Source organism: Pseudomonas morbosilactucae (genome assembly GCF_023241665.1).
Classification (GTDB): Bacteria; Pseudomonadota; Gammaproteobacteria; order Pseudomonadales; family Pseudomonadaceae; genus Aquipseudomonas; species Aquipseudomonas morbosilactucae.
In genome coordinates this window covers 87255-111292 of the sequence record NZ_JALQCX010000051.1, presented here as the reverse complement: position 1 = coordinate 111292, position 24038 = coordinate 87255, and the positions used below count along the sequence as shown (strand labels likewise).

25 protein-coding genes are annotated in these 24038 nt (G+C 61.7%); all 25 read left to right on the top strand.

What is annotated here, in order from left to right; genetic code table 11:
- Window positions 1-5 precede the first annotated feature (5 nt).
- The 25 genes from fliH to motD all read left to right on the top strand — a co-directional run bounded on the left by fliH (window position 6) and on the right by motD (window position 24009).
- A complete protein-coding gene (fliH, locus tag M1B35_RS24785) occupies window positions 6-821 on the top strand; it encodes a flagellar assembly protein FliH (RefSeq protein ID WP_268263370.1) in 816 nt (271 codons plus the stop codon).
- Window positions 811-2169 carry a flagellar protein export ATPase FliI gene (gene fliI, locus M1B35_RS24780; RefSeq protein WP_123330107.1) on the top strand — a complete coding sequence of 453 codons (1359 nt, stop codon included), beginning with the start codon at window positions 811-813 and terminating at the stop codon, window positions 2167-2169. The genes fliH and fliI overlap by 11 nt, the downstream gene beginning before the upstream one ends.
- Window positions 2170-2175: 6 nt before the next feature.
- Entirely contained in the window at window positions 2176-2628 is a 453-nt protein-coding gene (gene fliJ / locus M1B35_RS24775) for a flagellar export protein FliJ (RefSeq protein WP_123330109.1), read from the top strand.
- An 83-nt stretch (window positions 2629-2711) separates the two neighbouring features.
- Window positions 2712-3017 carry an STAS domain-containing protein gene (locus M1B35_RS24770; RefSeq protein WP_123330112.1) on the top strand — a complete coding sequence of 102 codons (306 nt, stop codon included), beginning with the start codon at window positions 2712-2714 and terminating at the stop codon, window positions 3015-3017.
- Between the two features lie 14 nt (window positions 3018-3031).
- Window positions 3032-4729 (top strand): ATP-binding SpoIIE family protein phosphatase, encoded by a 1698-nt coding sequence (locus M1B35_RS24765; RefSeq protein WP_425273443.1) that lies wholly within the window; start codon window positions 3032-3034, stop codon window positions 4727-4729.
- Window positions 4730-4759: 30 nt separating this feature from the next.
- Window positions 4760-5107 (top strand): Hpt domain-containing protein, encoded by a 348-nt coding sequence (locus tag M1B35_RS24760; protein ID WP_123330115.1) that lies wholly within the window; start codon window positions 4760-4762, stop codon window positions 5105-5107.
- Between the two features lie 96 nt (window positions 5108-5203).
- Complete coding sequence (locus M1B35_RS24755) at window positions 5204-6559, top strand: flagellar hook-length control protein FliK (RefSeq protein WP_268263368.1); 1356 nt, start codon at window positions 5204-5206, stop codon at window positions 6557-6559.
- A gap of 180 nt (window positions 6560-6739) precedes the next feature.
- A complete protein-coding gene (gene fliL, locus M1B35_RS24750) occupies window positions 6740-7240 on the top strand; it encodes a flagellar basal body-associated protein FliL (RefSeq protein ID WP_123330119.1) in 501 nt (166 codons plus the stop codon).
- 9 nt (window positions 7241-7249) lie between these two features.
- Window positions 7250-8218 carry a flagellar motor switch protein FliM gene (gene fliM / locus M1B35_RS24745; protein WP_123330121.1) on the top strand — a complete coding sequence of 323 codons (969 nt, stop codon included), beginning with the start codon at window positions 7250-7252 and terminating at the stop codon, window positions 8216-8218.
- 53 nt (window positions 8219-8271) lie between these two features.
- Complete coding sequence (gene fliN, locus M1B35_RS24740; protein ID WP_123334300.1) at window positions 8272-8730, top strand: flagellar motor switch protein FliN; 459 nt, start codon at window positions 8272-8274, stop codon at window positions 8728-8730.
- Window positions 8731-9177, top strand: a complete 447-nt coding sequence (gene fliO / locus M1B35_RS24735; RefSeq protein WP_123330123.1) for a flagellar biosynthetic protein FliO — start codon at window positions 8731-8733, stop codon at window positions 9175-9177.
- An 83-nt stretch (window positions 9178-9260) separates the two neighbouring features.
- Entirely contained in the window at window positions 9261-10022 is a 762-nt protein-coding gene (gene fliP, locus M1B35_RS24730; protein ID WP_123330125.1) for a flagellar type III secretion system pore protein FliP, read from the top strand.
- 24 nt (window positions 10023-10046) lie between these two features.
- Window positions 10047-10316, top strand: a complete 270-nt coding sequence (gene fliQ / locus M1B35_RS24725) for a flagellar biosynthesis protein FliQ (protein WP_123330128.1) — start codon at window positions 10047-10049, stop codon at window positions 10314-10316.
- 3 nt (window positions 10317-10319) lie between these two features.
- Window positions 10320-11102, top strand: coding sequence for a flagellar biosynthetic protein FliR (gene fliR, locus M1B35_RS24720; protein ID WP_123330130.1), 783 nt, complete (start codon window positions 10320-10322; stop codon window positions 11100-11102).
- Between the two features lie 3 nt (window positions 11103-11105).
- Window positions 11106-12242, top strand: coding sequence for a flagellar biosynthesis protein FlhB (gene flhB / locus M1B35_RS24715; RefSeq protein ID WP_123330132.1), 1137 nt, complete (start codon window positions 11106-11108; stop codon window positions 12240-12242).
- A 157-nt stretch (window positions 12243-12399) separates the two neighbouring features.
- On the top strand, window positions 12400-14529 hold the full coding sequence (gene flhA, locus M1B35_RS24710) for a flagellar biosynthesis protein FlhA (protein WP_123330134.1): 2130 nt from the start codon (window positions 12400-12402) through the stop codon (window positions 14527-14529).
- A gap of 11 nt (window positions 14530-14540) precedes the next feature.
- Window positions 14541-15863, top strand: coding sequence for a flagellar biosynthesis GTPase FlhF (gene flhF / locus M1B35_RS24705; protein ID WP_123330136.1), 1323 nt, complete (start codon window positions 14541-14543; stop codon window positions 15861-15863).
- A gap of 118 nt (window positions 15864-15981) precedes the next feature.
- Window positions 15982-16812, top strand: a complete 831-nt coding sequence (fleN, locus tag M1B35_RS24700) for a flagellar synthesis regulator FleN (protein WP_011060002.1) — start codon at window positions 15982-15984, stop codon at window positions 16810-16812.
- Entirely contained in the window at window positions 16809-17549 is a 741-nt protein-coding gene (fliA, locus tag M1B35_RS24695; RefSeq protein ID WP_123330138.1) for an RNA polymerase sigma factor FliA, read from the top strand. Before fleN ends, fliA begins: the two co-directional genes overlap by 4 nt.
- Window positions 17550-17715: 166 nt before the next feature.
- Entirely contained in the window at window positions 17716-18087 is a 372-nt protein-coding gene (locus M1B35_RS24690; protein WP_003183998.1) for a chemotaxis response regulator CheY, read from the top strand.
- Window positions 18088-18109: 22 nt separating this feature from the next.
- Complete coding sequence (locus tag M1B35_RS24685) at window positions 18110-18898, top strand: protein phosphatase CheZ (protein ID WP_123330140.1); 789 nt, start codon at window positions 18110-18112, stop codon at window positions 18896-18898.
- A 12-nt stretch (window positions 18899-18910) separates the two neighbouring features.
- The gene (locus tag M1B35_RS24680; RefSeq protein ID WP_123330142.1) at window positions 18911-21187 is read left to right on the top strand and encodes a chemotaxis protein CheA; all 2277 of its coding nucleotides are present in this window, start codon (window positions 18911-18913) and stop codon (window positions 21185-21187) included.
- A 45-nt stretch (window positions 21188-21232) separates the two neighbouring features.
- On the top strand, window positions 21233-22369 hold the full coding sequence (locus tag M1B35_RS24675; protein WP_123330144.1) for a protein-glutamate methylesterase/protein-glutamine glutaminase: 1137 nt from the start codon (window positions 21233-21235) through the stop codon (window positions 22367-22369).
- On the top strand, window positions 22369-23109 hold the full coding sequence (locus M1B35_RS24670; protein WP_123330146.1) for a flagellar motor protein: 741 nt from the start codon (window positions 22369-22371) through the stop codon (window positions 23107-23109). Before M1B35_RS24675 ends, M1B35_RS24670 begins: the two co-directional genes overlap by 1 nt.
- 15 nt (window positions 23110-23124) lie before the next feature.
- Entirely contained in the window at window positions 23125-24009 is an 885-nt protein-coding gene (gene motD / locus M1B35_RS24665; RefSeq protein WP_123330149.1) for a flagellar motor protein MotD, read from the top strand.
- Window positions 24010-24038: the final 29 nt, after the last annotated feature.

The window sequence follows — 24038 nt, the reverse complement described above, 5'->3', positions numbered from 1 at the left end:
GCTTTATGTCGTCCAGCAGTGATGAAGCCCATAGCGACCTGATTCGCGCCCGGGATGTCGAAGGTTTCGACATCTGGGCGCTGCCCAGTTTTGATCCCCATGTGCCTGAGCCTGAGCCCGAACCGGTCGAAGAACTGCCGGTGGAAATGGAGGAGGTGCCGCTGGAGGAAGTCCAGCCACTGACCCTCGAAGAGCTCGAGAGCATTCGCCAGGAAGCCTATAACGAAGGGTTTGCCACCGGCGAACGTGAAGGTTTCCACAGCACCACCTTGAAGGTCCGCCAGGAAGCCGAAGTAGCCCTGGGCGCCAAGCTGCAGGCCCTGGAGTTGCTCATGGGCAACCTCTTCGAGCCGATTGCCGAGCAGGACACGCAGATTGAAAGGTCCCTGGTGGACTTGGTGCGTCACATTGCCCGCCAGGTGATCCAGCGTGAGCTGGCGATGGATTCCAGCCAGATCGAACACGTCATGCGCGAAGCCCTAAAACTCCTGCCCCTGGGCGTGGGTAATGTGCGGCTGTACGTCAATCCCCAGGACTTCGAACAGGTCAAAAGCCTGCGCGAGCGCCATGAAGAAAGCTGGCGCATCGTCGAGGACGAAGCGCTGCTGCCGGGCGGTTGTCGGGTCGAAACCGAGCACAGCCGGATCGACGCCAGCATGGAAACCCGCATCACCAAGGCCATGGACCAGGTGCTCGATCAGCTTCATGAGCAGGCGCTGCATCCGGCCGAGGCGGACCTGCAGGTCGAGTTGGGTGCTGTGAGTGCACCGGCGACCGCGCCCGCCGCCGAGGTTGAGCTGGACAAACCCGATGCGCCTTGAACGCACCAGCTTCGCCAAGCGCCTGGGCACTTACGCCGAGGCCGTGGCACTGCCGGGCCAGCCGATCCTGGAAGGGCGCTTGCTGCGCATGGTCGGCCTGACCCTGGAGGCCGAGGGCTTGCGAGCAGCCATGGGCACTCGCTGCATGGTCATCAACGACGACAGTTACCACCCGGTGCAGGTAGAAGCCGAAGTCATGGGCTTCTCCGGCAACAAAGTCTTCCTGATGCCGGTGGGCAGCGTTGCCGGGATCGCGCCTGGCGCCCGAGTGGTGCCCTTGGCCGACGCCGGTCGCTTGCCCATGGGCATGAGCATGCTCGGTCGGGTGCTGGACGGTGCCGGCCGCGCCCTCGACGGCAAGGGTGGGATGAAGGCCGAGGACTGGGTGCCGATGGACGGCCCGACCATCAATCCCCTCAAACGCGACCCCATCAGCCAGCCGCTGGACGTGGGCATTCGCAGTATCAACGGATTATTGACGGTCGGCCGCGGCCAGCGTCTCGGGCTGTTCGCCGGTACCGGCGTGGGCAAGAGTGTGCTGCTGGGCATGATGACTCGCTTTACCGAGGCCGACATTATTGTGGTCGGGCTGATCGGTGAACGGGGTCGTGAGGTCAAGGAATTCATCGAGCACATTCTCGGTGAAGAAGGCCTCAAGCGTTCCGTGGTGGTTGCATCGCCAGCGGACGACGCGCCGCTGATGCGTCTTCGCGCCGCGATGTACTGCACGCGGATCGCCGAATATTTTCGCGACAAGGGCAAGAATGTCCTGTTGCTGATGGACTCCCTGACCCGTTTTGCCCAGGCCCAGCGGGAGATCGCCCTGGCCATTGGCGAGCCGCCCGCCACCAAGGGCTACCCGCCGTCGGTGTTCGCCAAGCTGCCGAAGCTGGTGGAGCGGGCCGGTAACGCCGAAGCCGGGGGAGGTTCGATCACCGCCTTCTATACCGTGCTCTCCGAAGGCGACGACCAGCAGGACCCGATTGCCGACTCGGCGCGGGGCGTGCTCGACGGGCACATCGTGTTGTCCCGGCGTCTGGCCGAGGAAGGGCATTACCCGGCAATCGACATCGAAGCCTCCATCAGCCGGGTCATGCCGGCGGTGGTGTCTCCGGAGCACATGGCTCGTGCGCAGTACTTCAAGCAGTTGTGGTCGCGTTACCAACAGGCTCGGGACCTGATCAGCGTCGGCGCCTATGTGCCTGGCGGCGACCGGGAAACCGATGCGGCCATCTCCCTGCAGCCGTCGATGGCGGTCTACTTGCGCCAGGGCTTGAACGACAGCATCAGCCTGGGTGAAAGCGAGGCCCATCTGGAGATGGTCTTCGCCCCTGCGGCGGGCGGCTAACCGGCCATGGCCACTAGCCGTGCAGCGCGCCTGGCGCCCGTGGTGGACATGGCTGAAAGCGCCGAGCGCACCGCTGCCCAGCGTCTCGGGCATTTCCAGGGTCAGGTACGCCTGGCGGAAAGCAAGCTGGGGGACCTGGAGCGCTTTCGCGGCGAATACCAACAGCAGTGGATCGACCGCGGCCAGCACGGGGTTTCCGGCCATTGGCTGATGAACTACCAGCACTTCCTCAATCAGCTGGAAACGGCGGTGGCTCAGCAGCGGCAAAGCCTGGCCTGGCACCAGAACAACCTCAATCGCGCCCGTGAGACCTGGCAACAGGCCTACGCTCGGGTCGAGGGCCTGCGCAAGCTGGTCCAGCGTTATGTGGATGAGGCGCGGCAGTTGGAGGACAAGCGCGAGCAGAAGCTGCTGGACGAGCTGTCCCAGCGCTTGCCGCGACAGAACCTTTACCCTTGACGCCTATTTGTCTTGAGCGGGTTGTCCATGTCCCGAGTGGGTGCTAAACCTTTTACTCGTCGTCAATGACAAGGAAGCTGTTCATGTCAGTCGTTACTGAAATGTCGCCGGACGGGCAAAAACTCACGATTTCCATTAAAGGTCGCTTCGATTTCGGGCGGCATCAGGAATTCCGCGAATCCTACGAGCGGCTCGACACTCGCCCCGATTCCATCGTGGTGGATCTCAAGGACGCCACTTACCTCGACAGCTCGGCCCTGGGCATGCTGCTGTTGCTGCGTGATCACGCCGGCGGCGACCACTCCGATGTGCGGGTGATCAACAGCAATTCCGACGTGCGCAAGATTCTCGCCATTTCCAACTTCGACAAGCTCTTCGATATCTCTTGAGCGGCCTGTCGTCCATGGCTGAGCCCCTGTGTGTGCTGATCGCCGAGGATGGCGCGGCCGATCGCCTGTTGCTGGCCAGCATCGTGCGCCGCCAGGGGCACGAAGTGCTGACGGCCTGTGACGGTGCCGAAGCGGTGGCGCTGTTCAGGCGCTTGCGTCCGCAGTTGGTCCTGATGGATGCCTTGATGCCGGTGATGGACGGCTTCGAGGCGGCTCGGCAGATCAAACAACTGGCCGGCGATGCCTTGGTGCCGATTATTTTTCTCACCTCCCTGACCGAGGGCGAGGCCCTGGCCCGGTGCCTGGACGCCGGGGGCGACGACTTTCTGGCAAAGCCCTATAACCCGGTGATCCTGGCCGCCAAGATCAAGGCCATGGATCGCCTGCGCCGCTTGCAAGACACGGTGCTCCAGCAGCGCGACCAGATCACCCGGCACCACGATTACCTGCTCAACGAGCAGCGCGTGGCCAAGGCCGTGTTCGACAAGGTGGCTCATTCGGGGTGCCTGGACGCGCCGAACATTCGCTACCTGCAATCGCCTTATGCCTTGTTCAACGGCGACCTGCTGCTGGCCGCCTACACCCCGGCCGGCGACATGCACATACTGCTGGGGGATTTCACCGGGCATGGCTTGCCCGCGGCGGTGGGTGCCATGCCTTTGGCGGAGGTGTTCTACGGCATGACCGCCAAGGGTTACGGCTTGCCGGAAACCCTGCGCGAGATGAACGCCAAGCTCAAGCGCATCCTGCCAGTGGACATGTTCTGCTGCGCCACCCTGTTGTGCCTGAGCTTCCAGCGGCGCGCCGTGGAGGTATGGAATGGCGGCATGCCCGATGGCTACCTGCACGCCGTGGCCAGTGGGGTGCGCACGCCGCTGGTGTCCCGGCACTTGCCCTTGGGGGTGCTGGCGGCCCAGGATTTTGACGACCGTACCGAAGTCTTTGCCATGGCGCCTGGGGATCGGGTGTTCCTGTTGTCCGATGGGGTGATCGACACCTGCGACGCCCGTGACCAACTCTTTGGCGTCGAGCGCCTGCTGCGGGTATTGCGCGCCAATCGCCAGGCGTCCCGGCTGTTCGAGGAGATTGAGCAGGCATTGGCGGATTTTGGCGGGCAGGCGCGCGATGACGTCAGCATGGTCGAAGTCAGTCTGTTGCCGCTGGGCGAAGTCAGGCCGTCGCTGCCGGTGTATTCCGACAGCGGTCAGTCCTGCCCCTTGGATTGGTCCTTGAGCTTCGAGTTTCGTGCGGACACCCTCAAGCGTTTCAATCCGCTGCCCTATCTGTTGCAACTGCTGCTTGAAGTGCACGGCCTGCGAGGGCAGAGCAGCGCCCTCTACAGCGTGCTGGCCGAGCTCTATTCGAACGCCCTGGAGCACGGGGTGTTGCAGCTGGACTCTCGGCTCAAGCGCGATGCCCTGGGGTTCACCCGCTATTACGGCGAGCGCAGCAGTCGCCTGGCGGCTCTGGAGCAAGGGTTTGTCCGGGTGCACTTGCAGGTATTGCCCGAGGGGCAGGGCGGGCGCTTGATCATTCGGGTCGAGGACAGCGGCGAAGGCTTCGATGTGGCGCGGGTGCTGGCTCGCCCTGCCGATGTCGGGCGTCTGTCGGGCAGGGGGCTGGGCCTGATTCGCCAGCTGAGTCAGCAGGCGACCTGGTCGGACGATGGGCGCTGCGCGTGCGTGGAGTTTTCCTGGGAGGCTCTGGCATAATCCGTCCATTCTTGATCAAGGAGTGAACAAGTGTCTGAGATCCATCTGAGCCAAGACGTGCTGAGTGCCCTCCAGGAAGTCATGGAGGACGAGTATCCAGTGTTGCTGGACACCTTTGTGTGTGACTCCGAAGAGCGCCTGCGCTCGCTGCACAAGGCGGATGATGCCTATGAAGTGGTGGTCGCCACTGCCCACAGTCTCAAAGGCAGCAGCAGCAACATGGGGGCCTTGCGCCTCGCCGAGCTGTGCCATCAGCTGGAGCTGTGCGCCAGGCAACCGTCGCGGGTGGGTATCGATAGGCTGGTGGGTGAAATCGATGGCGAGTTTGCCATTGTGCGGCGCCTCTGCGAGCAAGAGCGCCAGCGTTTTCACTGCTGAGTGCGAGCTTGATCGGCCACCTTGAGCAACCTGGCCCGACCTTTGCAGTCAAGTCTTCTACCTGTACCTACGAACCCGTGCAGCGGAGACCGATTTATGCCTCTTACCCCCAATGTGCTGCTTCAGGCCGCTTCCCAGGCCAAGACGCAAGCCGCCCCTGCCAATCCGCTGGCGAACGTTGCTGAGCCCGGGGATAAAGCGTCCAGCTTCGCACAGGTGTATGCCAAGCAATCGCAGAACTCCCCAGCCAGCGTCAACGATGCGCCGGTCCGTCCGGCCCGTGACAAGGGTGCCGAGGCAGGTGGCAAGAAAGACGCCGTTGCCGATAAGGCTGCCGCCCCGGAGCCGGAGGTTGCCGATAGCGGCAATACCTTGCCTGCCGATAAACCGGGCGCCAGCGATGACACCGTGGCCAGCGACGATGGTCAGCCGAGCGACGCTCCGCTGGCGGATGCCGCCCCGGCCGACCCGAGCCTGGATCCGAGCCAGCTTCAAGTCACCCAGCCCGCGCCACTGCCGGACGTGCCTGCACCGGTAGTCGAAGTGACTCAGCCTGAGGTGGAAGTGCAGCCCGTGGTTGCTGCTGCGGTGGTGGCTACGGCGGCAGCCTTGCCGGCCGAGCCTGATTTCGATCCCGAGGCCGACCCATTGGACGCCTTGCCGGCGGTCCGTCTGGCCATGGAGCAGGGCGGTCATGTATCGGCCTCCAGCCAGGCCCAGCCGAAAGCCGCACCGAGCACGGCCAGTACTGCGCCCGACGGCGAACTGACGTCGGCCCAGAACTTCGCCAATGGCATGGCCAGCATGCTCGACGTGCAAGCCAGCAAGGACAGCACCGAGCAAGGCGGCGACAAAGCCTTCAGCGGTTTGATCGACGACGGCCTGAAAGACCTCAAGGGTGCGTCCAGCGATACCCGGGTGGATGACTTTGCCAACCGTCTGGCGGCCCTGACTCAGGCGGCCACGCCGAAGACCGCGAACGTGGTGCCGGTCAACCAACCGCTGGCCATGCACCAGAGCGGCTGGAGCGAAGAGGTGGTGAACCGGGTCATGTACCTGTCCAGCGTCAACCTCAAGTCGGCGGACATCCAGTTGCAGCCGGCCGAGCTGGGGCGCCTGGATATCCGCGTGAATATGATTCCCGACCAGCAGACCCAGGTGACCTTCATGAGCGCCCATGCCGGTGTGCGTGAGGCCCTTGAAGGTCAAATGCACCGTATGCGTGAGATGTTCAACCAGCAGGGGCTGGGCCAGGTGGATGTCAATGTGTCTGACCAGAACCGTGGCTGGCAGGGCCAGGAGCAGGCGCAGCAGGGCCAGAACCGCAGCAGCGGCACTCAGTCCGGCGGCGTGCTGGATGCGGCCGACGAGGAGCTGCCGCAAGGCGTGGCGGAAATCGCCGCCGCTCCTGCGACAGTGATCGGTTCCAGTGCCGTGGACTACTACGCCTGACGCCTAGGGCGGGAGCGCTCGCTCCCGCCTTCTGCTTTATTCCCGCCTGCGTTCCAGCGCCAAGTCGTCGCGGCATCACTCTGGGCCTTCGGCTGAAGACTATTCAGACAAATCTGGCATAACACTTGCTCTTGCCTTGCCGTGCGACTGTGAAAACCCGATTAGTGACGGATTATTGGCATGGCGAAGAGTGAAGCAGCAGAGAAACCACCCGCAGGGAAAAGCAAACTCAAGCTTATCCTCCTGATAGTCCTGGGTTTGTTGTTGGCGATCGGCTCGTCCGTCGGCGCGACCTGGTACTTCATGCACAGTGCCCAAAGCAAACCGGCCCCCGCTCCGGAGGCCGCCAGCAACGTCAAGCCGGCGGCGATCTTCGAGCCAATGGCGCCGGCTTTCGTGGCCAATTTCAACCAGAACGGTCGTCAGCGCTACATGCAGGTGAGCATCACCATGCTGGCGCGTAACCAGGCCGACCTGGACGCACTCAAGGTGCACATGCCGGTGATCCGCAACAACCTGGTGATGCTCTTCTCCGGGCAGAGCTTCGACACCCTGGCGACCCCGGTTGGTCAGGAAATGCTGCGTCAGAAAGCCACTGCCAGCGTGCAGGAAGTGGCGCAGAAGGAAGTCGGCAAGGTGGTGGTCGAGCAGTTGCTCTTTACTAACTTCGTACTGCAGTAGGAACACGACATGGCCGTGCAAGACCTGCTGTCCCAGGATGAGATCGATGCGCTGTTGCATGGCGTCGATGACGGTCTGGTACAGACCGACAGTGCTGCCGAACCCGGCAGCATCAAAAGCTACGACCTGACCAGCCAGGATCGCATCGTCCGTGGACGCATGCCGACCCTGGAGATGATCAACGAGCGTTTCGCCCGTTATACCCGGATCAGCATGTTCAACATGCTGCGGCGTTCGGCCGACGTGGCGGTGGGCGGCGTGCAGGTGATGAAGTTTGGTGAGTACGTGCACTCGCTGTACGTACCTACCAGCCTCAACCTGGTGAAACTCAAGCCCCTACGCGGGACGGCCCTGTTCATCCTTGACGCCAAGCTGGTGTTCAAGCTGGTGGACAACTTCTTTGGCGGTGACGGGCGTCACGCGAAGATCGAAGGGCGGGAATTCACCCCCACCGAGTTGCGGGTAGTGCGCATGGTGCTGGAACAGGCCTTCATCGATTTGAAGGAAGCCTGGCAAGCGATCATGCCGGTCAATTTCGAGTACATAAACTCCGAAGTGAACCCGGCCATGGCCAACATCGTCGGCCCTAGCGAGGCGGTGGTGGTTTCCACCTTCCATATCGAACTCGATGGCGGTGGCGGCGATCTGCACGTGACCATGCCGTACTCGATGATTGAGCCTATCCGGGAAATGCTCGACGCCGGCTTCCAGTCCGACCTGGACGACCAGGATGAACGCTGGAGCAAGGCCCTGCGCGAAGACGTGCTGGACGTGGCGGTGCCGTTGAGCGCCACCGTAGCCCGTCGCCAACTGCGCCTGCGGGACATTCTGCACATGCAACCGGGGGATGTGATTCCCGTGGAACTGCCGGAAGAAATGATCATGCGCGCCAACGGCGTGCCGTCCTTCAAGGTCAAGTTGGGCTCCCACAAGGGCAACCTGGCCTTGCAGGTACTGGAGCCGATCGGGCGCCGCTGAGGCGCTGGTCCGTATTCGCTTTTAACTGAATTTTTGCCCGCTGAGGACAAATGATGGCTGACGAAATGAATTCCCAAGACGACCAGGCCCTGGCTGACGAGTGGGCTGCGGCCCTGGAAGAAACCGGTGATGCCGGGCAAGACGATATCGACGCCTTGCTGGCCGCTGATGCCGGTGCAGCTTCGGGTAACCGTCTGCAGATGGAAGAGTTTGGCAGCGTACCCAAGAACAACGACCCGGTGACCCTGGAAGGGCCGAACCTGGACGTGATCCTGGATATCCCGGTGTCGATTTCCATGGAAGTGGGCAGCACCGATATCAACATCCGCAACCTGCTGCAACTCAACCAGGGTTCGGTGATCGAGCTTGACCGCCTGGCCGGCGAGCCCCTCGACGTGCTGGTCAACGGCACGCTGATTGCCCACGGTGAAGTGGTGGTGGTCAACGAGAAGTTCGGCATCCGCCTGACCGACGTGATCAGCCCTAGCGAACGCATCAAGAAGCTGCGCTAAGTGAAAAAGCTCTTGGGGGTGTTGCTGTTCTCGCCGCTAGCGGCCTGGGCGGCAGAGCCGGTGGCCACTGCCACGACGGCCGCGCCGTCGGTTGCCAGTGTCGGCAGTGTCGGCGGCCAGCTGACTCAATTGGTGCTGGGCTTGCTGTTGGTGCTGGGGCTGATTTTTGCCTTGGCCTGGGCGGTGCGTCGCATGCAGCAGGCCGGGCCTGCCGGCAAGGGCCAGGTCATCGAGTTGATCGGTTCCCGGGCCTTGGGGCCGCGCGATCGCCTGGTGCTGGTGCAGGTCGGCAATGAGCAGATCCTCCTGGGCTTGAGCCCGGGCACTATCACCCCGTTGCATGTACTCAAAGAGCCGGTGCCAACCCCCAGTGCCGAGCAGGCGACGCCCGAGTTTGCCCAACGCCTGATGGAGTTGCTGGGCAAGGATCAGAAGGATAGGAAGTAATGCCGTTGTCAGGCCACATGAGAACCCTTGCGGGCTGGGCGTTTTCTACGCGCGCGCAAAACCCTGTCTTGCCGTCGCTCGCTATGCCTTCGCGTAGCCTGTCGCGTTTCCTCTTGACCTTGGTGCTGCTGCTGGCAGCGCCACTGGCCTTTGCCGCCGATCCGTTGTCGATCCCGGCGATCACTCTGGGCACCGGGGCCAACGGCCAGCAGGAATATTCGGTCAGCCTGCAAATCCTGCTGATCATGACTGCGCTGAGTTTTATCCCGGCGTTTGTCATGCTGATGACCAGCTTCACGCGGATCATCATTGTCTTCTCGATCCTGCGTCAGGCCCTGGGCCTGCAACAGACGCCGTCGAACCAGATCCTTACTGGCATGGCGCTGTTCCTCACCATGTTCATCATGGCGCCGGTGTTCGATCGGGTGAACCGGGACGCGCTGCAGCCTTACCTGGCGGAACAGCTCACGGCCCAGGACGCGGTGGCCAAGGCTGAAGTGCCGATCAAGGACTTTATGCTGGCCCAGACCCGCAGCAGCGACCTTGAGTTGTTCATGCGTCTGTCCAAACGCACCGACATCGCCACGCCAGACCAGGCACCGCTGACCATTCTGGTCCCGGCCTTTGTTACGTCGGAGCTGAAGACGGCGTTCCAGATCGGTTTCATGATCTTTATTCCGTTCCTGATCATCGACCTGGTGGTGGCCAGTGTGCTGATGGCCATGGGTATGATGATGCTCTCGCCGCTGATCATTTCCTTGCCATTCAAAATCATGCTGTTCGTGCTGGTCGATGGCTGGGCCCTGATCATCGGCACACTGGCGGGCAGTTTCGGTGGTGTCTAGAACCTTGTATGCGGGTAATGCGCAATGACTCCTGAAGTCGCGGTCGACCTGTTTCGCGAAGCCCTGTGGCTGACCACCATGATGGTTGCGGTGTTGGTGGTGCCCAGCCTGCTGGTGGGTCTGATGGTTGCCATGTTCCAGGCGGCGACCCAGATCAACGAACAGACCCTGAGCTTCCTGCCGCGCCTGCTGGTGATGCTGGTGACCCTGATCGTGGTCGGTCCCTGGCTGGTGCAAACCTTCATGGAATACATCCTGCAGTTGTACGGCAGTATTCCGCAGTTGATTGGCTAAGCCATGTCTTTGCTGGCCTTGACCGACACCCAGATCAGTACCTGGGTCGCCACCTTCATGTTGCCGCTGTTTCGGGTCGGTGCCGTGCTGATGGTGATGCCGGTGTTCGGCACAACCCTGGTGCCGCGTCGGGTGCGCCTGTATTTCACCATTGCGATCACGGTTGCCATCGTCCCGGCGCTGCCGCCCATGCCGCCGGTGAATGCCCTGGACCTGAGTGGGCTGTTGCTGATTGCTGAGCAGATCATCATCGGCGCCGTGCTGGGGTTCTCCTTGCAACTGTTCTTCCAGGCCTTTGTGGTGGCCGGGCAGATTGTGGCTATTCAGATGGGCATGGGCTTTGCGTCCATGGTCGACCCCACCAACGGTGTGTCGGTGGCGGTGATCGGGCAGTTCTTCACCATGCTGGTGACCTTGCTGTTCCTGGCGATGAATGGCCATCTGGTGGTGTTCGAGGTGCTCACCGAAAGTTTCACCACCTTGCCCGTGGGCAGTGGGCTGATGGTCAATCATTTCTGGGAGTTGGCCGGCAAGCTCGGCTGGGTGCTGGGGGCGGCGTTGCTGTTGGTGTTGCCGGCGATCACTGCGTTATTGGTGGTGAACATCGCGTTCGGCGTGATGACTCGGGCGGCACCTCAGTTGAACATCTTCTCCATCGGGTTTCCCCTGACCCTGGTGCTGGGCATGGCCATCGTCTGGATCAGCCTGGCCGATATCCTCAATCAGTATCAACCGCTGGCCAGCGAGGCCTTGCAGTTTTTACGCGAACTGGCACGGGCGCGCTGAGTCATGGCAGAAAGCGAGAGCGGTCAGGACAAGACGGAAGACCCCACGGAGAAACGTAAAACGGACTCCCGGGAAAAGGGTGAGATTGCCCGTTCCAAAGAACTCAACACCCTGATCATCATGATGACTGGCGCTGCTGGCCTGCTGATCTGCGGGCCCGGGCTGGCCCAGGATCTGAAGGACATCATGACCCTGAACTTCTCCCTGCCTCGGGAGGTGTTGCTTAGCCCGGGAGCCATGGGTCTGTACCTGCTGCATTCGGGCAATATCGCCATCCTGGCGGCCTTGCCGTTCCTCCTGACCTTGCTGGTGGCGGCGCTGATCGGGCCGATTTGCCTGGGTGGCTGGCTGTTCGCGGCAAAAAGCTTGGCGCCCAAGTTCAGCCGGATGAACCCGGCCAACGGCCTCAAACGGATGTTCTCGCCCACGGCGCTGATCGAGTTGCTGAAGGCCTTTGCCAAGTTTTTGCTGATCCTGCTGGTGGTTTTGCAGGTCTTGTCTTCGGACATTGACGATCTGCTGCGTATCGGCCATGAGCCGCTGGAGCAGGCGATCATCCACAGTGTGCAAGTGGTGAGCTGGAGCACGTTGTGGATGGCTTGCGGGTTGATCCTGATTGCCGCGGTGGATGTGCCGGTGCAGCTTTATCAGAGCCACAAGAAGCTCTTGATGACCAAGCAGGAAGTGCGTGACGAGCACAAGGACCAGGAGGGGCGACCTGAGGTCAAACAGCGAATTCGCCAGCTGCAGCGCGATATGTCCCAGCGGCGCATGATGGCCGCCATCCCTGACGCCGACGTGGTGATTACCAACCCGACGCACTATGCGGTGGCCCTCAAGTACGACGCCGAGAAGGGTGGGGCGCCGGTGTTGCTGGCCAAGGGCAGTGATTTCCTGGCGCTGAAGATCCGTGAGATTGCCGTGGCCAACGAAGTGCAGTTACTGGAATCGCCTGCCCTGGCGCGATCGATTTTTTACTCCACGGAACTGGAGCAGGAAATTCCCGCCGGCCTCTACCTGGCGGTGGCCCAGGTGTTGGCTTACGTCTATCAGATTCGTCAGCATCGGGCGGGCAAGGGCAAGCGTCCGGAACCGCTCAAGGACCTGCCGATTCCGCCGGATCTGCGTCGCGACAACTGATCCCCCTCTGGTCCTGGCCGGCTCGCCCGCCAGGCGCAGGTCGCCGTTGTGACGCTTCTGTTTGCGCTCGCTGCAAAAGTTGGAAGGGTTCTTGCAATAGCCGGCCTGAGGCGCCTCTAGGCGTCAAAAGTTTGCTTTAAAGGAACGGGGAAAACCGGTGGATCGCTCTCAGTTTATCAACAGTGCCCGCACCAACGTTGCTGACCTCAGCCGAGGCAATCTGGGCGTGCCGGTGCTGCTGTTGGTGATGCTGGCAATGATGATGTTGCCCGTCCCGCCGTTCCTGCTGGACGTGTTTTTTACCTTCAACATCGCCTTGTCCATTGTCGTCCTGCTGGTCTGCGTCTACGCCCTGCGACCGCTGGACTTCGCCGTATTCCCGACCATCCTGCTGGTGGCCACGCTGCTGCGCCTGGCGCTCAACGTGGCGTCGACCCGGGTGGTCATGCTCCACGGCCAGGACGGTCACGCCGCCGCGGGCAAGGTGATCCAGGCCTTCGGTGAAGTGGTGATCGGCGGCAACTACGTGGTCGGTATCGTGGTGTTCGCGATCCTCATGATCATCAACTTCGTGGTGGTGACCAAGGGTGCCGGGCGCATCTCCGAGGTCAGCGCACGTTTCACCCTGGACGCCATGCCCGGCAAGCAGATGGCCATTGACGCCGACTTGAACGCCGGCCTGATCGATCAGAACCAAGCCAAGATGCGCCGTCAGGAAGTGGCCCAGGAAGCCGAGTTCTACGGTTCCATGGACGGTGCCAGTAAATTCGTCCGTGGTGACGCCATCGCCGGCCTGCTGATTCTGTTCATCAACCTGATCGGTGGTATGGCGGTTGGTATCTTCCAGCACGGCATGACCTTCGGCGATGCCGGCCGGGTCTACGCCTTGCTGACCATCGGTGACGGTTTGGTGGCGCAATTGCCATCACTGCTGTTGTCCACTGCGGCGGCGATCATGGTGACCCGTGCTTCGGGCTCCGAAGACATGGGCAAGCAGATCAATCGGCAGATGTTCGCTTCGCCCAAGGCCCTGGCCGTGGCGGCGGGCTTGATGGCGGTCATGGGCCTGGTGCCGGGCATGCCGCACTTCTCTTTCCTCAGCCTGGCGGCCGTGGCCGGTGGCGCAGCCTACCTGCTGTGGAAAAAGCAGAACGTGGTCAAGGTCAAGGCGCTGGAAGAGGTCAAGCGCCAGCAAGAGCTGCTGCCGTCGCCGAGCCGTGCCCTGGAAACCAAAGAGCTGGGTTGGGACGACGTGACGCCGATCGACATGATTGGCCTGGAAGTCGGCTACCGGCTGATTCCCCTAGTGGATCGCAACCAGGGTGGCCAGCTGCTGGCGCGGATCAAGGGGGTGCGCAAGAAGCTCTCCCAGGACCTGGGCTTCCTCATGCCCACTGTGCATATTCGTGACAACCTCGACCTGGCGCCAAGCGCCTATCGCCTGACCCTGATGGGGGTGATCCTGGCTGAAGCCGAGATCTACCCGGATCGCGAACTGGCGATCAACCCGGGGCAGGTCTACGGCAGCCTCAACGGCATCACCGCCAAGGATCCGGCCTTCGGCCTGGAAGCGGTGTGGATCGAAGTCAGTCAGCGGCCTCAGGCCCAGTCCCTGGGTTATACCGTGGTGGACGCCAGTACTGTGGTCGCCACCCACTTGAACCAGATTTTGTACAAGCACTCCAGCGAGCTGATCGGCCACGAAGAAGTCCAGCAGCTCATGCAGTTGCTGGCCAAGGGGTCGCCGAAACTGGCCGAGGAGCTGGTGCCGGGCGTGCTGTCGCTGTCGCAGTTGCTCAAGGTGCTGCAAGCCCTGCTGGCCGAACAGGTGCCAGTGCGGGATATCCGCAGCATCGCCGAAGCCATCGCCAACAACGCCGCCAAGAGTCAAGATACTGCCGCTTTGGTCGCGGCGGTGCGGGTCGGATTGTCCCGTGCCATCGTCCAAAGCATTGTAGGCACTGAGTCTGAGCTGCCTGTGATCACCTTGGAGCCAAGGTTGGAACAAATATTGCTCAATAGTCTGCAGAAGGCAGGACAAGGCCAGGATGAAGGCGTTCTGCTGGAGCCAAGCATGGCTGAGAAGCTGCAGCGTTCGCTGATCGAAGCGGCGCAGCGTCAAGAGATGCAAGGTCAACCGGTGATTCTGTTGGTGGCGGGTCCGGTACGCGCCATGTTGTCGCGGTTCGGGCGTCTCGCCGTTCCAGGCCTGCATGTGCTGGCGTACCAGGAAATCCCGGACAACAAGCAAGTGACCATCGTTGCGACAGTAGGGCCCAACGGCTGAGGTAGTGGTTTATGCAAGTTAAGCGTTTTTTCGCCGCCGATATGCGTCAGGCCATGAAACTGGTTCGTGATGAGTTGGGCGCTGAAGCTGCCATTATCGGCAACCGTCGTATTGCCGGCGGTGTCGAGCTGACGGCTGCCCTGGATTACAAGCTGTCGGCCCTGGCGCCGCGGATTCCCAATGTCGAGCTCGAAGACGAGCTGCGCAAGACCCAATCGCGGATCGTGACCGCCCAGGCCGAATTGAGCCTGCGGGGTGAAGGCGATACCACGACTACCAACCGGCAGCTGTTTGCCGGCTTGCCGCTGACCGCTGCCGAACCGCTGATCGAACCGACGTTCTCCGAGCCTCGCCGTCCGGCGCCGGCACCGGTGGTGACGCCGACCGTGGATCAGCAAGCGTTCGACTCCATGCGCTTTGAACTCAACGGGCTGCGTGAGCTGCTGGAAGTCCAGCTGGGCTCCCTGGCCTGGAGCCAGTTGCAAGGCAGTCGCCCGGAGCAGGCCAACCTCTGGCGCCGCCTGCAACGCATTGGCTTGTCCGGCCCTCTGGCCCGCGACCTGCTGGCACTGGTGACTGAAATTGACGAACCTCGCCAAGCCTGGCGCATGCTGTTGGCGCACTTGGCGCGGATGATCTCGACACCGGAAATGGAACCCTTGGAAGAGGGCGGTGTAATTGCCATGGTCGGCCCGGCCGGCATGGGCAAGACCACCACCCTGGCCAAGTTGGCAGCGCGCTACGTGCTCAAGTACGGCGCGCAGAACATTGCCCTGGTGAGCATGGACAGCTTCCGTATCGGTGCTCAGGAGCAGCTCAAGACCTTGGGCCGCATCCTCAACGTCTCGGTAACCCACGTCGACCCGGGGCAGTCCCTGGCCCAGGCGCTGGACCCGCTGCTGCGCAAGCGTGTGGTGTTGATCGACACCGCCGGCCTGCAAGCCAGCGATCCAGCACTGCGCATGCAGTTGGACACCCTGGCTGGTCGCGGTATCAAGGCAAAAAATTATCTGGTATTGGCAACCACCAGCCAGAAACAGGTTCTAACGGCCGCTTACCACAGCTACAAGCGCTGCGGCCTGGCAGGTTGCATCCTGACCAAGCTGGACGAAACCGCCAGCCTGGGCGAAGTGCTGAGCCTGGCCATCAGTCACGAGTTGCCGGTGGCTTATCTCACCGACGGTCCGCGAATTCCGGACGATTTGCACCTGCCTCGCCGGCATCAGTTGGTCAGCCGTGCGGTCAGCGTGCAAATGCAGGAAGAACCCAGTGAAGAGGCCATGGCCGATATGTTCGCCGACCTCTACCACAGTCCGACCAAGCGAGTGGGCTGAGGGAATCATGAATAGATTGCAGTGTATCTACATCGATGGTCTGCCATGCATTGTTCCAATGGTGAACGCGCAGCCAGTTATGTGGCCCCGTCTAAGTAAGACAAGGTAAAGAAAGAACATGGGCAGCATGCATCCCGTACAGGTGATCGCGGTGACCGGCGGCAAAGGTGGCGTCGGCAAGACTAACGTGTCAGTGAACTTGTCCCTGGCTCTAGCAGAGCTCGGCCGACGCGTCCTGCTGCTGGATGCCGACCTGGGCCTGGCCAACGTCGATGTCCTGCTGGGCTTGACCCCCAAACACACCCTGGCCGATGTGATCGAAGGGCGCTGCGAGCTGCGCGACGTATTGCTGCAGGGGCCTGGTGGCATTCGTATCGTTCCGGCGGCGTCCGGCACCCAAAGCATGGTGCACCTGAGCCCGGCCCAGCATGCCGGCCTGATCCAGGCATTCAGCGACATCGGCGACAACCTCGATGTGCTGGTGATCGACACCGCTGCCGGTATTGGTGACTCGGTAGTCAGTTTTGTTCGCGCCGCCCAGGAAGTGTTGTTGGTGGTCTGCGACGAACCCACCTCGATCACTGACGCCTACGCCCTGATCAAACTGCTTAACCGCGACTACGGCATGAACCGCTTCCGGGTCCTGGCCAACATGGCCCAGAGCCCTCAGGAAGGTCGCAACCTGTTCGCCAAATTGACCAAGGTCACGGATCGCTTCCTGGACGTGGCTTTACAATACGTCGGCGCAGTTCCCTACGACGAAAGCGTGCGCAAGGCCGTGCAAAAGCAGCGTGCGGTCTATGAAGCCTTTCCTCGTTCCAAGTGTGCTCTGGCGTTCAAGGCCATCGCCCAAAAAGTCGATACCTGGCCCCTGCCTGCCAATCCGCGGGGGCATCTGGAATTTTTTGTCGAGCGGCTTGTGCATCAAACAGCGGGACCGGTTCTATGACTGCCAGCGGCTATAACCTTTACAAAAAATCGGCGCGTGACAGCCAGTACGAATTGATCGAGCGCTATGCGCCCCTGGTCAAGCGTATCGCCTACCACTTGCTGGCGCGCTTGCCGGCCAGCGTGCAGGTGGAAGACCTGATCCAGGCGGGCATGATCGGCTTGCTCGAAGTGTCGACCAAGTACGACGCCAGCAAGGGCGCGAGTTTCGAGACCTACGCGGGCATCCGTATCCGTGGCGCGATGCTCGATGAGGTGCGTAAAGGCGATTGGGCACCCCGCTCGGTGCACCGCAATACCCGCATGGTCAGTGACGCGATTCGAGCAATTGAAGCTAAAACCGGTCGCGACGCTAAAGATCATGAAGTTGCGGCCGAACTTGAATTGAGTCTCGACGATTATTACGGGATTTTGAACGACACCTTGGGCAGCCGCCTGTTCAGTTTCGACGACCTGTTGCAGGACGGCGAACATGAAGGGCTGCACGAGGATGGCGCCAGTGCTCATCTCGAGCCGTCGCGCGATCTGGAAGATGAACGTTTCCAGGCAGCGCTGGCGGATGCGATTGCCAATTTGCCGGAGCGCGAGCGACTGGTGTTGGCGCTGTACTACGACGAAGAGCTGAACCTCAAGGAAATCGGTGAGGTCCTGGGGGTCAGCGAATCGCGGGTCAGCCAGTTACACAGCCAGTGCGCGGCCCGCTTGCGGGGGCGTTTGGGGGAGTGGCGAGCGCGCTGACAGGCAGTGTGGGGACACTGCGAACAAGAGCGGTTGGGCGTCATGCCAGGCCGTTCTTGTGTTGGGTGCTTCATGCAGTCGTTGAGTGTTACGCCGTATTGATTGAATGGCGCGTTCAGGTGCTGGGCGCGTTTAAGACTGCTTGGAGGTCGAATTGGACAAGAACATGAAAATCCTCATCGTTGATGACTTCTCAACGATGCGGCGGATCATTAAGAACCTGTTGCGTGATCTGGGTTTCACCAACACGGTCGAGGCTGACGATGGCACTACCGCTATCCCGGTCCTCAACAGCGGCAGCATCGACTTTCTGGTAACGGACTGGAACATGCCCGGCATGACCGGCATCGACCTGCTGCGCCACGTGCGCGCCGATGAAAAACTCAAGCACCTGCCGGTGCTGATGGTGACCGCTGAAGCCAAGCGCGAACAGATCATTGAAGCTGCCCAGGCCGGTGTAAACGGCTATGTGGTCAAACCATTCACGGCCCAGGCGTTGAAAGAGAAGATCGAAAAAATCTTCGAACGCATCGGTTGATGAATTCCGCCACGGGGGAGCTATGGAGCATAACGAATCTTCATTGGGCGATTTTGAATCGACCCTGAAAAAACATGCCCGCGAACTGGTCGAGAGCCTTGAAAAAGGCAAGTTCGGCGACGCTGTGCAACTGATCCATGAGCTCAACCAGACCCGTGACCGCGGCCTGTACCAGGAAGTCGGCAAGCTCACCCGCGAGCTGCATAGCGCGATCGTCAATTTTCAGATTGACCCGCACATGCCGCAAGCCGAGGAAGTCTCACAGATCACGGATGCCACCGAGCGCCTTTCCTATGTGGTCAGGCTGACTGAGGCTGCGGCCAACCGCACCATGGACCTGGTCGAAAGCAGCACCCCGTTGGTCAACAGCCTGAGCACTGATGCCCAGGCCTTGAGCACCGACTGGGGACGCTTTATGCGGCGCGAGGTCGGTGCTGAAGAGTTTCGCGAACTGGCCCGCCGGGTCGACGGTTTCCTGTCGCGCAGCGCAGAGGAAACCCGCACCGTCTCTGGCCACCTCAACGACATTCTGCTGGCGCAGGATTACCAGGACCTCACGGGCCAGGTGATCAAGCGCGTGACCCAATTGGTCACGGAAGTCGAAAGCAATTTGCTCAAACTGGTGCTCATGGCCAGTCAGGTCGACCGTTTTGCCGGTATCGAACACGACCGCGAATCGATGCTTGCGGAAAAAGATCCGCAAAAACATCTCGCCAAGGGTGAAGGTCCGCAGATTCATGCCGATAAACGGGAAGACGTTGTGTCCGGTCAGGACGATGTAGACGATTTGCTTTCCAGCCTTGGATTCTAGGAGCACCCATTAATGAGCTTCGGCGCCGATGAAGAGATCCTTCAGGATTTCCTGGTTGAGGCCGGCGAGATTCTAGAGCAACTGTCCGAACAACTGGTCGAGCTGGAAAGCCGCCCGGATGATGCGGACTTGCTCAATGCAATTTTTCGCGGTTTTCACACTGTAAAAGGGGGCGCCGGCTTCCTCCAGCTCAATGAGCTGGTGGAGTGCTGCCACATCGCCGAGAACGTCTTCGACATCCTGCGTAAGGGTGAGCGTCGTGTCGACTCGGAATTGATGGATGTGGTGCTCGAAGCGCTGGACGCGGTCAATGGCATGTTCAGCCAGGTCCGCGAACGCACCGAGATCACCGCCGCGACACCGGAATTGCTTGCAGCCCTGGCCCGTCTGGCCGAGCCTGCCGGCGCTGAACCCGAGCCGGTCGCTGCCGTGGTCGAGGAAAGCGTCGAGCCCGTCGCCGAGAGCGAATCGGGCGATATCACCGATAACGAATTCGAACTGCTGCTGGACTCCCTGAACACCGCCAAAGCCGAGGCTGCGGCCCCGGCGGCAGTGGCACCGGCTGCGGGTGGCGATGCCGCCAGCGACGAAATCACCGATGCCGAGTTCGAGTCCCTGTTGGATCAGTTGCACGGCAAAGGCCAGTTCGCGCCGGACGCCGTGGTCATGGCCAGCGAGTCGCCCGCTCCGGGCGCGAAACCGGCCGGTGACGAAATCACTGACGACGAATTCGAAGCGCTGCTGGACCAGTTGCACGGCAAGGGCAACTTTGCCGTCGAAGCCCTCGACTCCGCAGTGGCTTCGGTGCCGGCTGCGGCCGCACCTACAGCGGCAGCCGCGGGCGGCGACCTGATCAGCGATCATGAATTCGAAGCGTTGCTCGATGAGCTGCACGGTAAAGGCAAGTTCACCGAAGTGGCCGGCGCGACCGGCGCTGTCGCGTCCACCCAGGCACCGGCGGCGGTTGTCAGCGCACCGGCAGCCGTGGCTAAGCCAGAAGCGAAGAAACCCGAGCCCAAGGCAGAACCCGCCAAGCCAGCGGCAGCCGCTGCACCTGCTGCCGCTCCGGCGCCAGCCCGTGCAGCCGCAGCACCACCGCCGGAAAAACCTGCCAGCGAAGCTGAAACCACTGTACGTGTCGATACGGCGCGGCTCGACGAGATCATGAACATGGTCGGCGAGCTGGTGCTGGTGCGTAATCGTCTGGTGCGCCTGGGCCTCAACAGTGGCGACGAAGCCATGTCCAAGGCGGTGTCGAACCTGGACGTGGTGACCGCTGACTTGCAGACCGCGGTGATGAAGACCCGGATGCAGCCGATCAAGAAAGTCTTTGGCCGCTTCCCACGTCTGGTTCGTGACTTGGCGCGGCAACTGAAGAAAGAGATCAACCTGGAGCTGGTCGGTGAAGAAACCGACCTCGACAAGAACCTTGTCGAGGCCCTGGCCGACCCGCTGGTCCACTTGGTGCGCAACGCGGTCGACCACGGTATCGAGTCGCCGGAAGAGCGCGAAGCGTCGGGCAAGGCCCGGGGCGGCAAAGTGGTGCTGGCAGCCGAACAGGAAGGCGACCACATCCTGCTGTCGATTTCCGATGACGGCAAAGGCATGGACCCTAATGTCCTGCGTTCCATCGCGGTCAAGCGCGGTGTGATGGACAAGGACGCCGCCGACCGTTTGAGCGACACCGAGTGCTACAACCTGATCTTCGCCCCGGGCTTCTCGACCAAGACCGAGATTTCCGACGTGTCCGGGCGTGGCGTGGGCATGGACGTGGTGAAAACCAAGATTTCCCAGCTCAACGGTTCGATCAACATCTACTCGACCAAGGGCCAGGGCTCGAAGATCGTCATCAAGGTGCCGTTGACCTTGGCGATCATGCCGACCCTGATGGTCATGCTGGGCAACCAGGCTTTTGCCTTCCCGCTGGTCAACGTCAACGAGATCTTCCACCTCGACCTGTCGCGCACCAACGTGGTCGACGGTCAGGAAGTGGTCATCGTCCGCGACAAGGCGTTGCCGCTGTTCTACCTCAAGCGCTGGCTGGTCAGCTCCGCCGCTCATGAAGAGCAGCGCGAAGGCCACGTGGTGATCCTTTCGGTGGGCACTCAGCGGATCGGCTTCGTCGTCGATCAGTTGGTGGGCCAGGAAGAAGTGGTCATCAAGCCATTGGGCAAAATGCTCCAGGGAACCCCGGGCATGTCCGGCGCCACCATCACCGGTGACGGCCGCATCGCCTTGATTCTTGATGTTCCGAGCATGCTCAAGCGTTACGCCGCACGGCGTATTTGATTTACGGCGGCGGGGCGATCTGTCTCGCCGCCTAATGGAGTGTTTATGGCAGTCAAAGTCCTGGTGGTGGATGATTCGGGGTTTTTCCGCCGCCGCGTCTCGGAAATTCTTTCAGCGGATTCGAATATCCAGGTCGTCGGTACGGCGACCAACGGTAAAGAGGCGATCGATCAGGCCCTGGCCCTCAAGCCGGACGTGATCACCATGGACTACGAGATGCCGATGATGGATGGCATCACGGCGGTGCGGCATATCATGCAGCGCTGCCCGACTCCGGTATTGATGTTCTCTTCCCTGACCCACGAAGGCGCGCGAGTCACCCTCGATGCGTTGGACGCCGGGGCGGTTGACTTTCTGCCGAAGAATTTCGAAGACATCTCGCGCAATCCCGAGAAGGTCAAGCAGTTGCTGTGCGAGAAGGTTCACAGCATCTCCCGCAGTAACCGTCGTTTCAGCAGCTACAGCGCCCCGGCGCCTGTGGCCGCTCCTGCTCCCGCGCCGACTCCAGCCGCATCGAGCACCAGCAGTTTTGGCAGCAGTGCGCCTGTACGTCCGGCACCCGCTCCAGCCCCGGCGCCTGCCCGTGCTGCCGTTGGTTCGTCGTCCGTGCCCAAGCGCAAGGCCTACAAGCTGGTGGCGATTGGTACCTCCACCGGTGGTCCTGTGGCCCTGCAGCGGGTGCTGACCCAACTGCCGGCCAACTTCCCCGCGCCCATCGTACTGATCCAGCACATGCCGGCGGCCTTTACCAAGGCCTTTGCCGAGCGTCTGGACAAGCTGTGCCGCATCAGCGTCAAGGAAGCCGAGGATGGTGACATCCTGCGTCCGGGCCTGGCGCTGCTGGCCCCTGGTGGCAAGCAGATGATGATCGATGGCCGCGGTGCGGTGAAAATCCTCCCGGGCGATGAGCGTCTGAACTACAAGCCGTGCGTGGACATCACCTTCGGTTCCGCGGCCAAGTCCTACGGCGACAAAGTTCTGGCGGTGGTTCTCACCGGCATGGGCGCCGACGGTCGTGAAGGCGCGCGCCTGCTCAAGCAGGGCGGCAGCGCGGTCTGGGCTCAGGATGAAGCCAGCTGCGTGATCTACGGCATGCCGATGGCAATCGTCAAAGCGGACCTGGCAGACGCCGTGTACGGCCTAGACGATATCGGCAAGCACCTGGTCGAGGCCTGTCTCTGATGGATGTGCTCAGCCTTATCGGGATCATCATGGCGTTCGTCGCCATCATCGGTGGCAACTACCTGGAAGGTGGGCACCTGTCGGCCCTGGCCAACGGTCCGGCGGCGCTGATCGTGCTTGGCGGCACCATTGGCGCGGCGTTGTTGCAGTCGCCCCTGAGCGCGTTCAAACGGGCGATGCAGATCGTGGTGTGGATCCTGTTTCCGCCGCGTGTCGACCTGCCGGGTGGCATCGACCGGGTGGTGAACTGGAGCCTGACCGCCCGCAAGGAAGGCCTGCTGGGCCTGGAAGGCGTGGCGGATGCCGAGCCTGACAACTACTCGCGCAAAGGCCTGCAGTTGCTGGTGGACGGGGCCGAACCCGAAGCCATCCGCAGCATCCTGGAAGTGGACTTCTACACCCAGGAAAGCCGTGATATCGAAGCGGCCAAAGTCTTTGAAAGCATGGGCGGCTACGCGCCGACCATCGGCATCATCGGTGCGGTCATGGGCCTGATCCATGTCATGGGCAACCTGGCCGATCCGTCGCAACTGGGCAGCGGTATTGCCGTGGCCTTCGTCGCCACCATCTACGGCGTGGCCAGTGCCAACCTGGTGCTGCTGCCGGTGGCCGCCAAGCTCAAGTCGATTGCCCTGCGCCAGTCCCGTTACCGGGAAATGCTGCTCGAAGGTATTTTGTCGATCGCCGAAGGTGAGAACCCTCGTTCCATCGAGTTGAAGCTGCAAGGCTTCATGGATTGATGGGGAGAATGAACCATGGCTCGTCGTCGCCAACCTGAAGAACACGTCAACCACGAACGCTGGCTGGTGTCCTACGCGGACTTCATCACCTTGCTGTTCGCATTTTTCGTGGTCATGTACTCCATCTCCTCGATCAACGAGGGCAAGTACAAGGTGATCTCCGAGGCGCTGATCGGCGTGTTCACCGATTCGGATCGGGCCCTGAAGCCGATCCCCATCGGTGACGAGCGTCCGAAGACCGTGACCCCGGCCAAACCCCTGGTCAAGGACAGCGACGAGACCGATGCCGGCATCGCCGGCGCCAGCGACCCGCTCAAGAGCATCGCCGATGACATCAGCGCGGCTTTTGGCGACCTCATCAGCTCCAACCAGATGACCGTGCGTGGCAACGAGTTGTGGGTCGAGATCGAACTCAACTCCAGCCTGTTGTTCGGCAGCGGCGACGCCATGCCCAGTGATTTGGCGTTCAACATCATCGACAAGGTGGCGAAGGTCCTGAAGCCCTTCGACAACCCGGTCCACGTCGAAGGCTTTACCGACAATCAGCCGATCCAGACGGCCCAGTACCCGACCAACTGGGAGCTGTCCTCGGCCCGTTCGGCGAGCATCGTGCGCATGCTGGCGATGCAGGGTGTGAACCCGGCGCGCATGGCTTCCGTGGGTTACGGCGAGTTCCAGCCCGTGGCCAACAACGCGACGGCCGAAGGCCGTGCGCGTAATCGCCGGGTGGTGCTGGTGGTCTCGCGCAACCTCGACGTGCGTCGCAGCCTGACCGGTACCGGTACGGCCAATGCGACCCCCGACGCGGCGTTGCGACGTGCTGGCACACAAACTGCACCAACCCCCGTCAAGACGCCGGTGCCGGGGAGTGCCGTCAATTCTCCGTCACCCGCTTTATAACTGAGCGCTATTTCTCGGCAGGCTCTGCG

Excerpts from the sequence above, each read along its gene's own strand:
- fliH (WP_268263370.1), top strand. The coding sequence starts at position 6 with ATGTCGTCCAGCAGTGATGAAGCCCATAGCGACCTGATTCGCGCCCGG.
- fliI (WP_123330107.1), top strand. The coding sequence starts at position 811 with ATGCGCCTTGAACGCACCAGCTTCGCCAAGCGCCTGGGCACTTACGCC.
- fliJ (WP_123330109.1), top strand. The coding sequence starts at position 2,176 with ATGGCCACTAGCCGTGCAGCGCGCCTGGCGCCCGTGGTGGACATGGCT.
- M1B35_RS24770 (WP_123330112.1), top strand. The coding sequence starts at position 2,712 with ATGTCAGTCGTTACTGAAATGTCGCCGGACGGGCAAAAACTCACGATT.
- M1B35_RS24765 (WP_425273443.1), top strand. The coding sequence starts at position 3,032 with ATGGCTGAGCCCCTGTGTGTGCTGATCGCCGAGGATGGCGCGGCCGAT.
- M1B35_RS24755 (WP_268263368.1), top strand. The coding sequence starts at position 5,204 with ATGCCTCTTACCCCCAATGTGCTGCTTCAGGCCGCTTCCCAGGCCAAG.
- fliL (WP_123330119.1), top strand. The coding sequence starts at position 6,740 with ATGGCGAAGAGTGAAGCAGCAGAGAAACCACCCGCAGGGAAAAGCAAA.
- fliM (WP_123330121.1), top strand. The coding sequence starts at position 7,250 with ATGGCCGTGCAAGACCTGCTGTCCCAGGATGAGATCGATGCGCTGTTG.
- fliN (WP_123334300.1), top strand. The coding sequence starts at position 8,272 with ATGGCTGACGAAATGAATTCCCAAGACGACCAGGCCCTGGCTGACGAG.
- fliP (WP_123330125.1), top strand. The coding sequence starts at position 9,261 with ATGCCTTCGCGTAGCCTGTCGCGTTTCCTCTTGACCTTGGTGCTGCTG.
- fliQ (WP_123330128.1), top strand. The coding sequence starts at position 10,047 with ATGACTCCTGAAGTCGCGGTCGACCTGTTTCGCGAAGCCCTGTGGCTG.
- fliR (WP_123330130.1), top strand. The coding sequence starts at position 10,320 with ATGTCTTTGCTGGCCTTGACCGACACCCAGATCAGTACCTGGGTCGCC.
- flhB (WP_123330132.1), top strand. The coding sequence starts at position 11,106 with ATGGCAGAAAGCGAGAGCGGTCAGGACAAGACGGAAGACCCCACGGAG.
- flhF (WP_123330136.1), top strand. The coding sequence starts at position 14,541 with ATGCAAGTTAAGCGTTTTTTCGCCGCCGATATGCGTCAGGCCATGAAA.
- fleN (WP_011060002.1), top strand. The coding sequence starts at position 15,982 with ATGGGCAGCATGCATCCCGTACAGGTGATCGCGGTGACCGGCGGCAAA.
- fliA (WP_123330138.1), top strand. The coding sequence starts at position 16,809 with ATGACTGCCAGCGGCTATAACCTTTACAAAAAATCGGCGCGTGACAGC.
- M1B35_RS24690 (WP_003183998.1), top strand. The coding sequence starts at position 17,716 with ATGAAAATCCTCATCGTTGATGACTTCTCAACGATGCGGCGGATCATT.
- M1B35_RS24685 (WP_123330140.1), top strand. The coding sequence starts at position 18,110 with ATGGAGCATAACGAATCTTCATTGGGCGATTTTGAATCGACCCTGAAA.
- M1B35_RS24680 (WP_123330142.1), top strand. The coding sequence starts at position 18,911 with ATGAGCTTCGGCGCCGATGAAGAGATCCTTCAGGATTTCCTGGTTGAG.
- M1B35_RS24675 (WP_123330144.1), top strand. The coding sequence starts at position 21,233 with ATGGCAGTCAAAGTCCTGGTGGTGGATGATTCGGGGTTTTTCCGCCGC.
- M1B35_RS24670 (WP_123330146.1), top strand. The coding sequence starts at position 22,369 with ATGGATGTGCTCAGCCTTATCGGGATCATCATGGCGTTCGTCGCCATC.
- motD (WP_123330149.1), top strand. The coding sequence starts at position 23,125 with ATGGCTCGTCGTCGCCAACCTGAAGAACACGTCAACCACGAACGCTGG.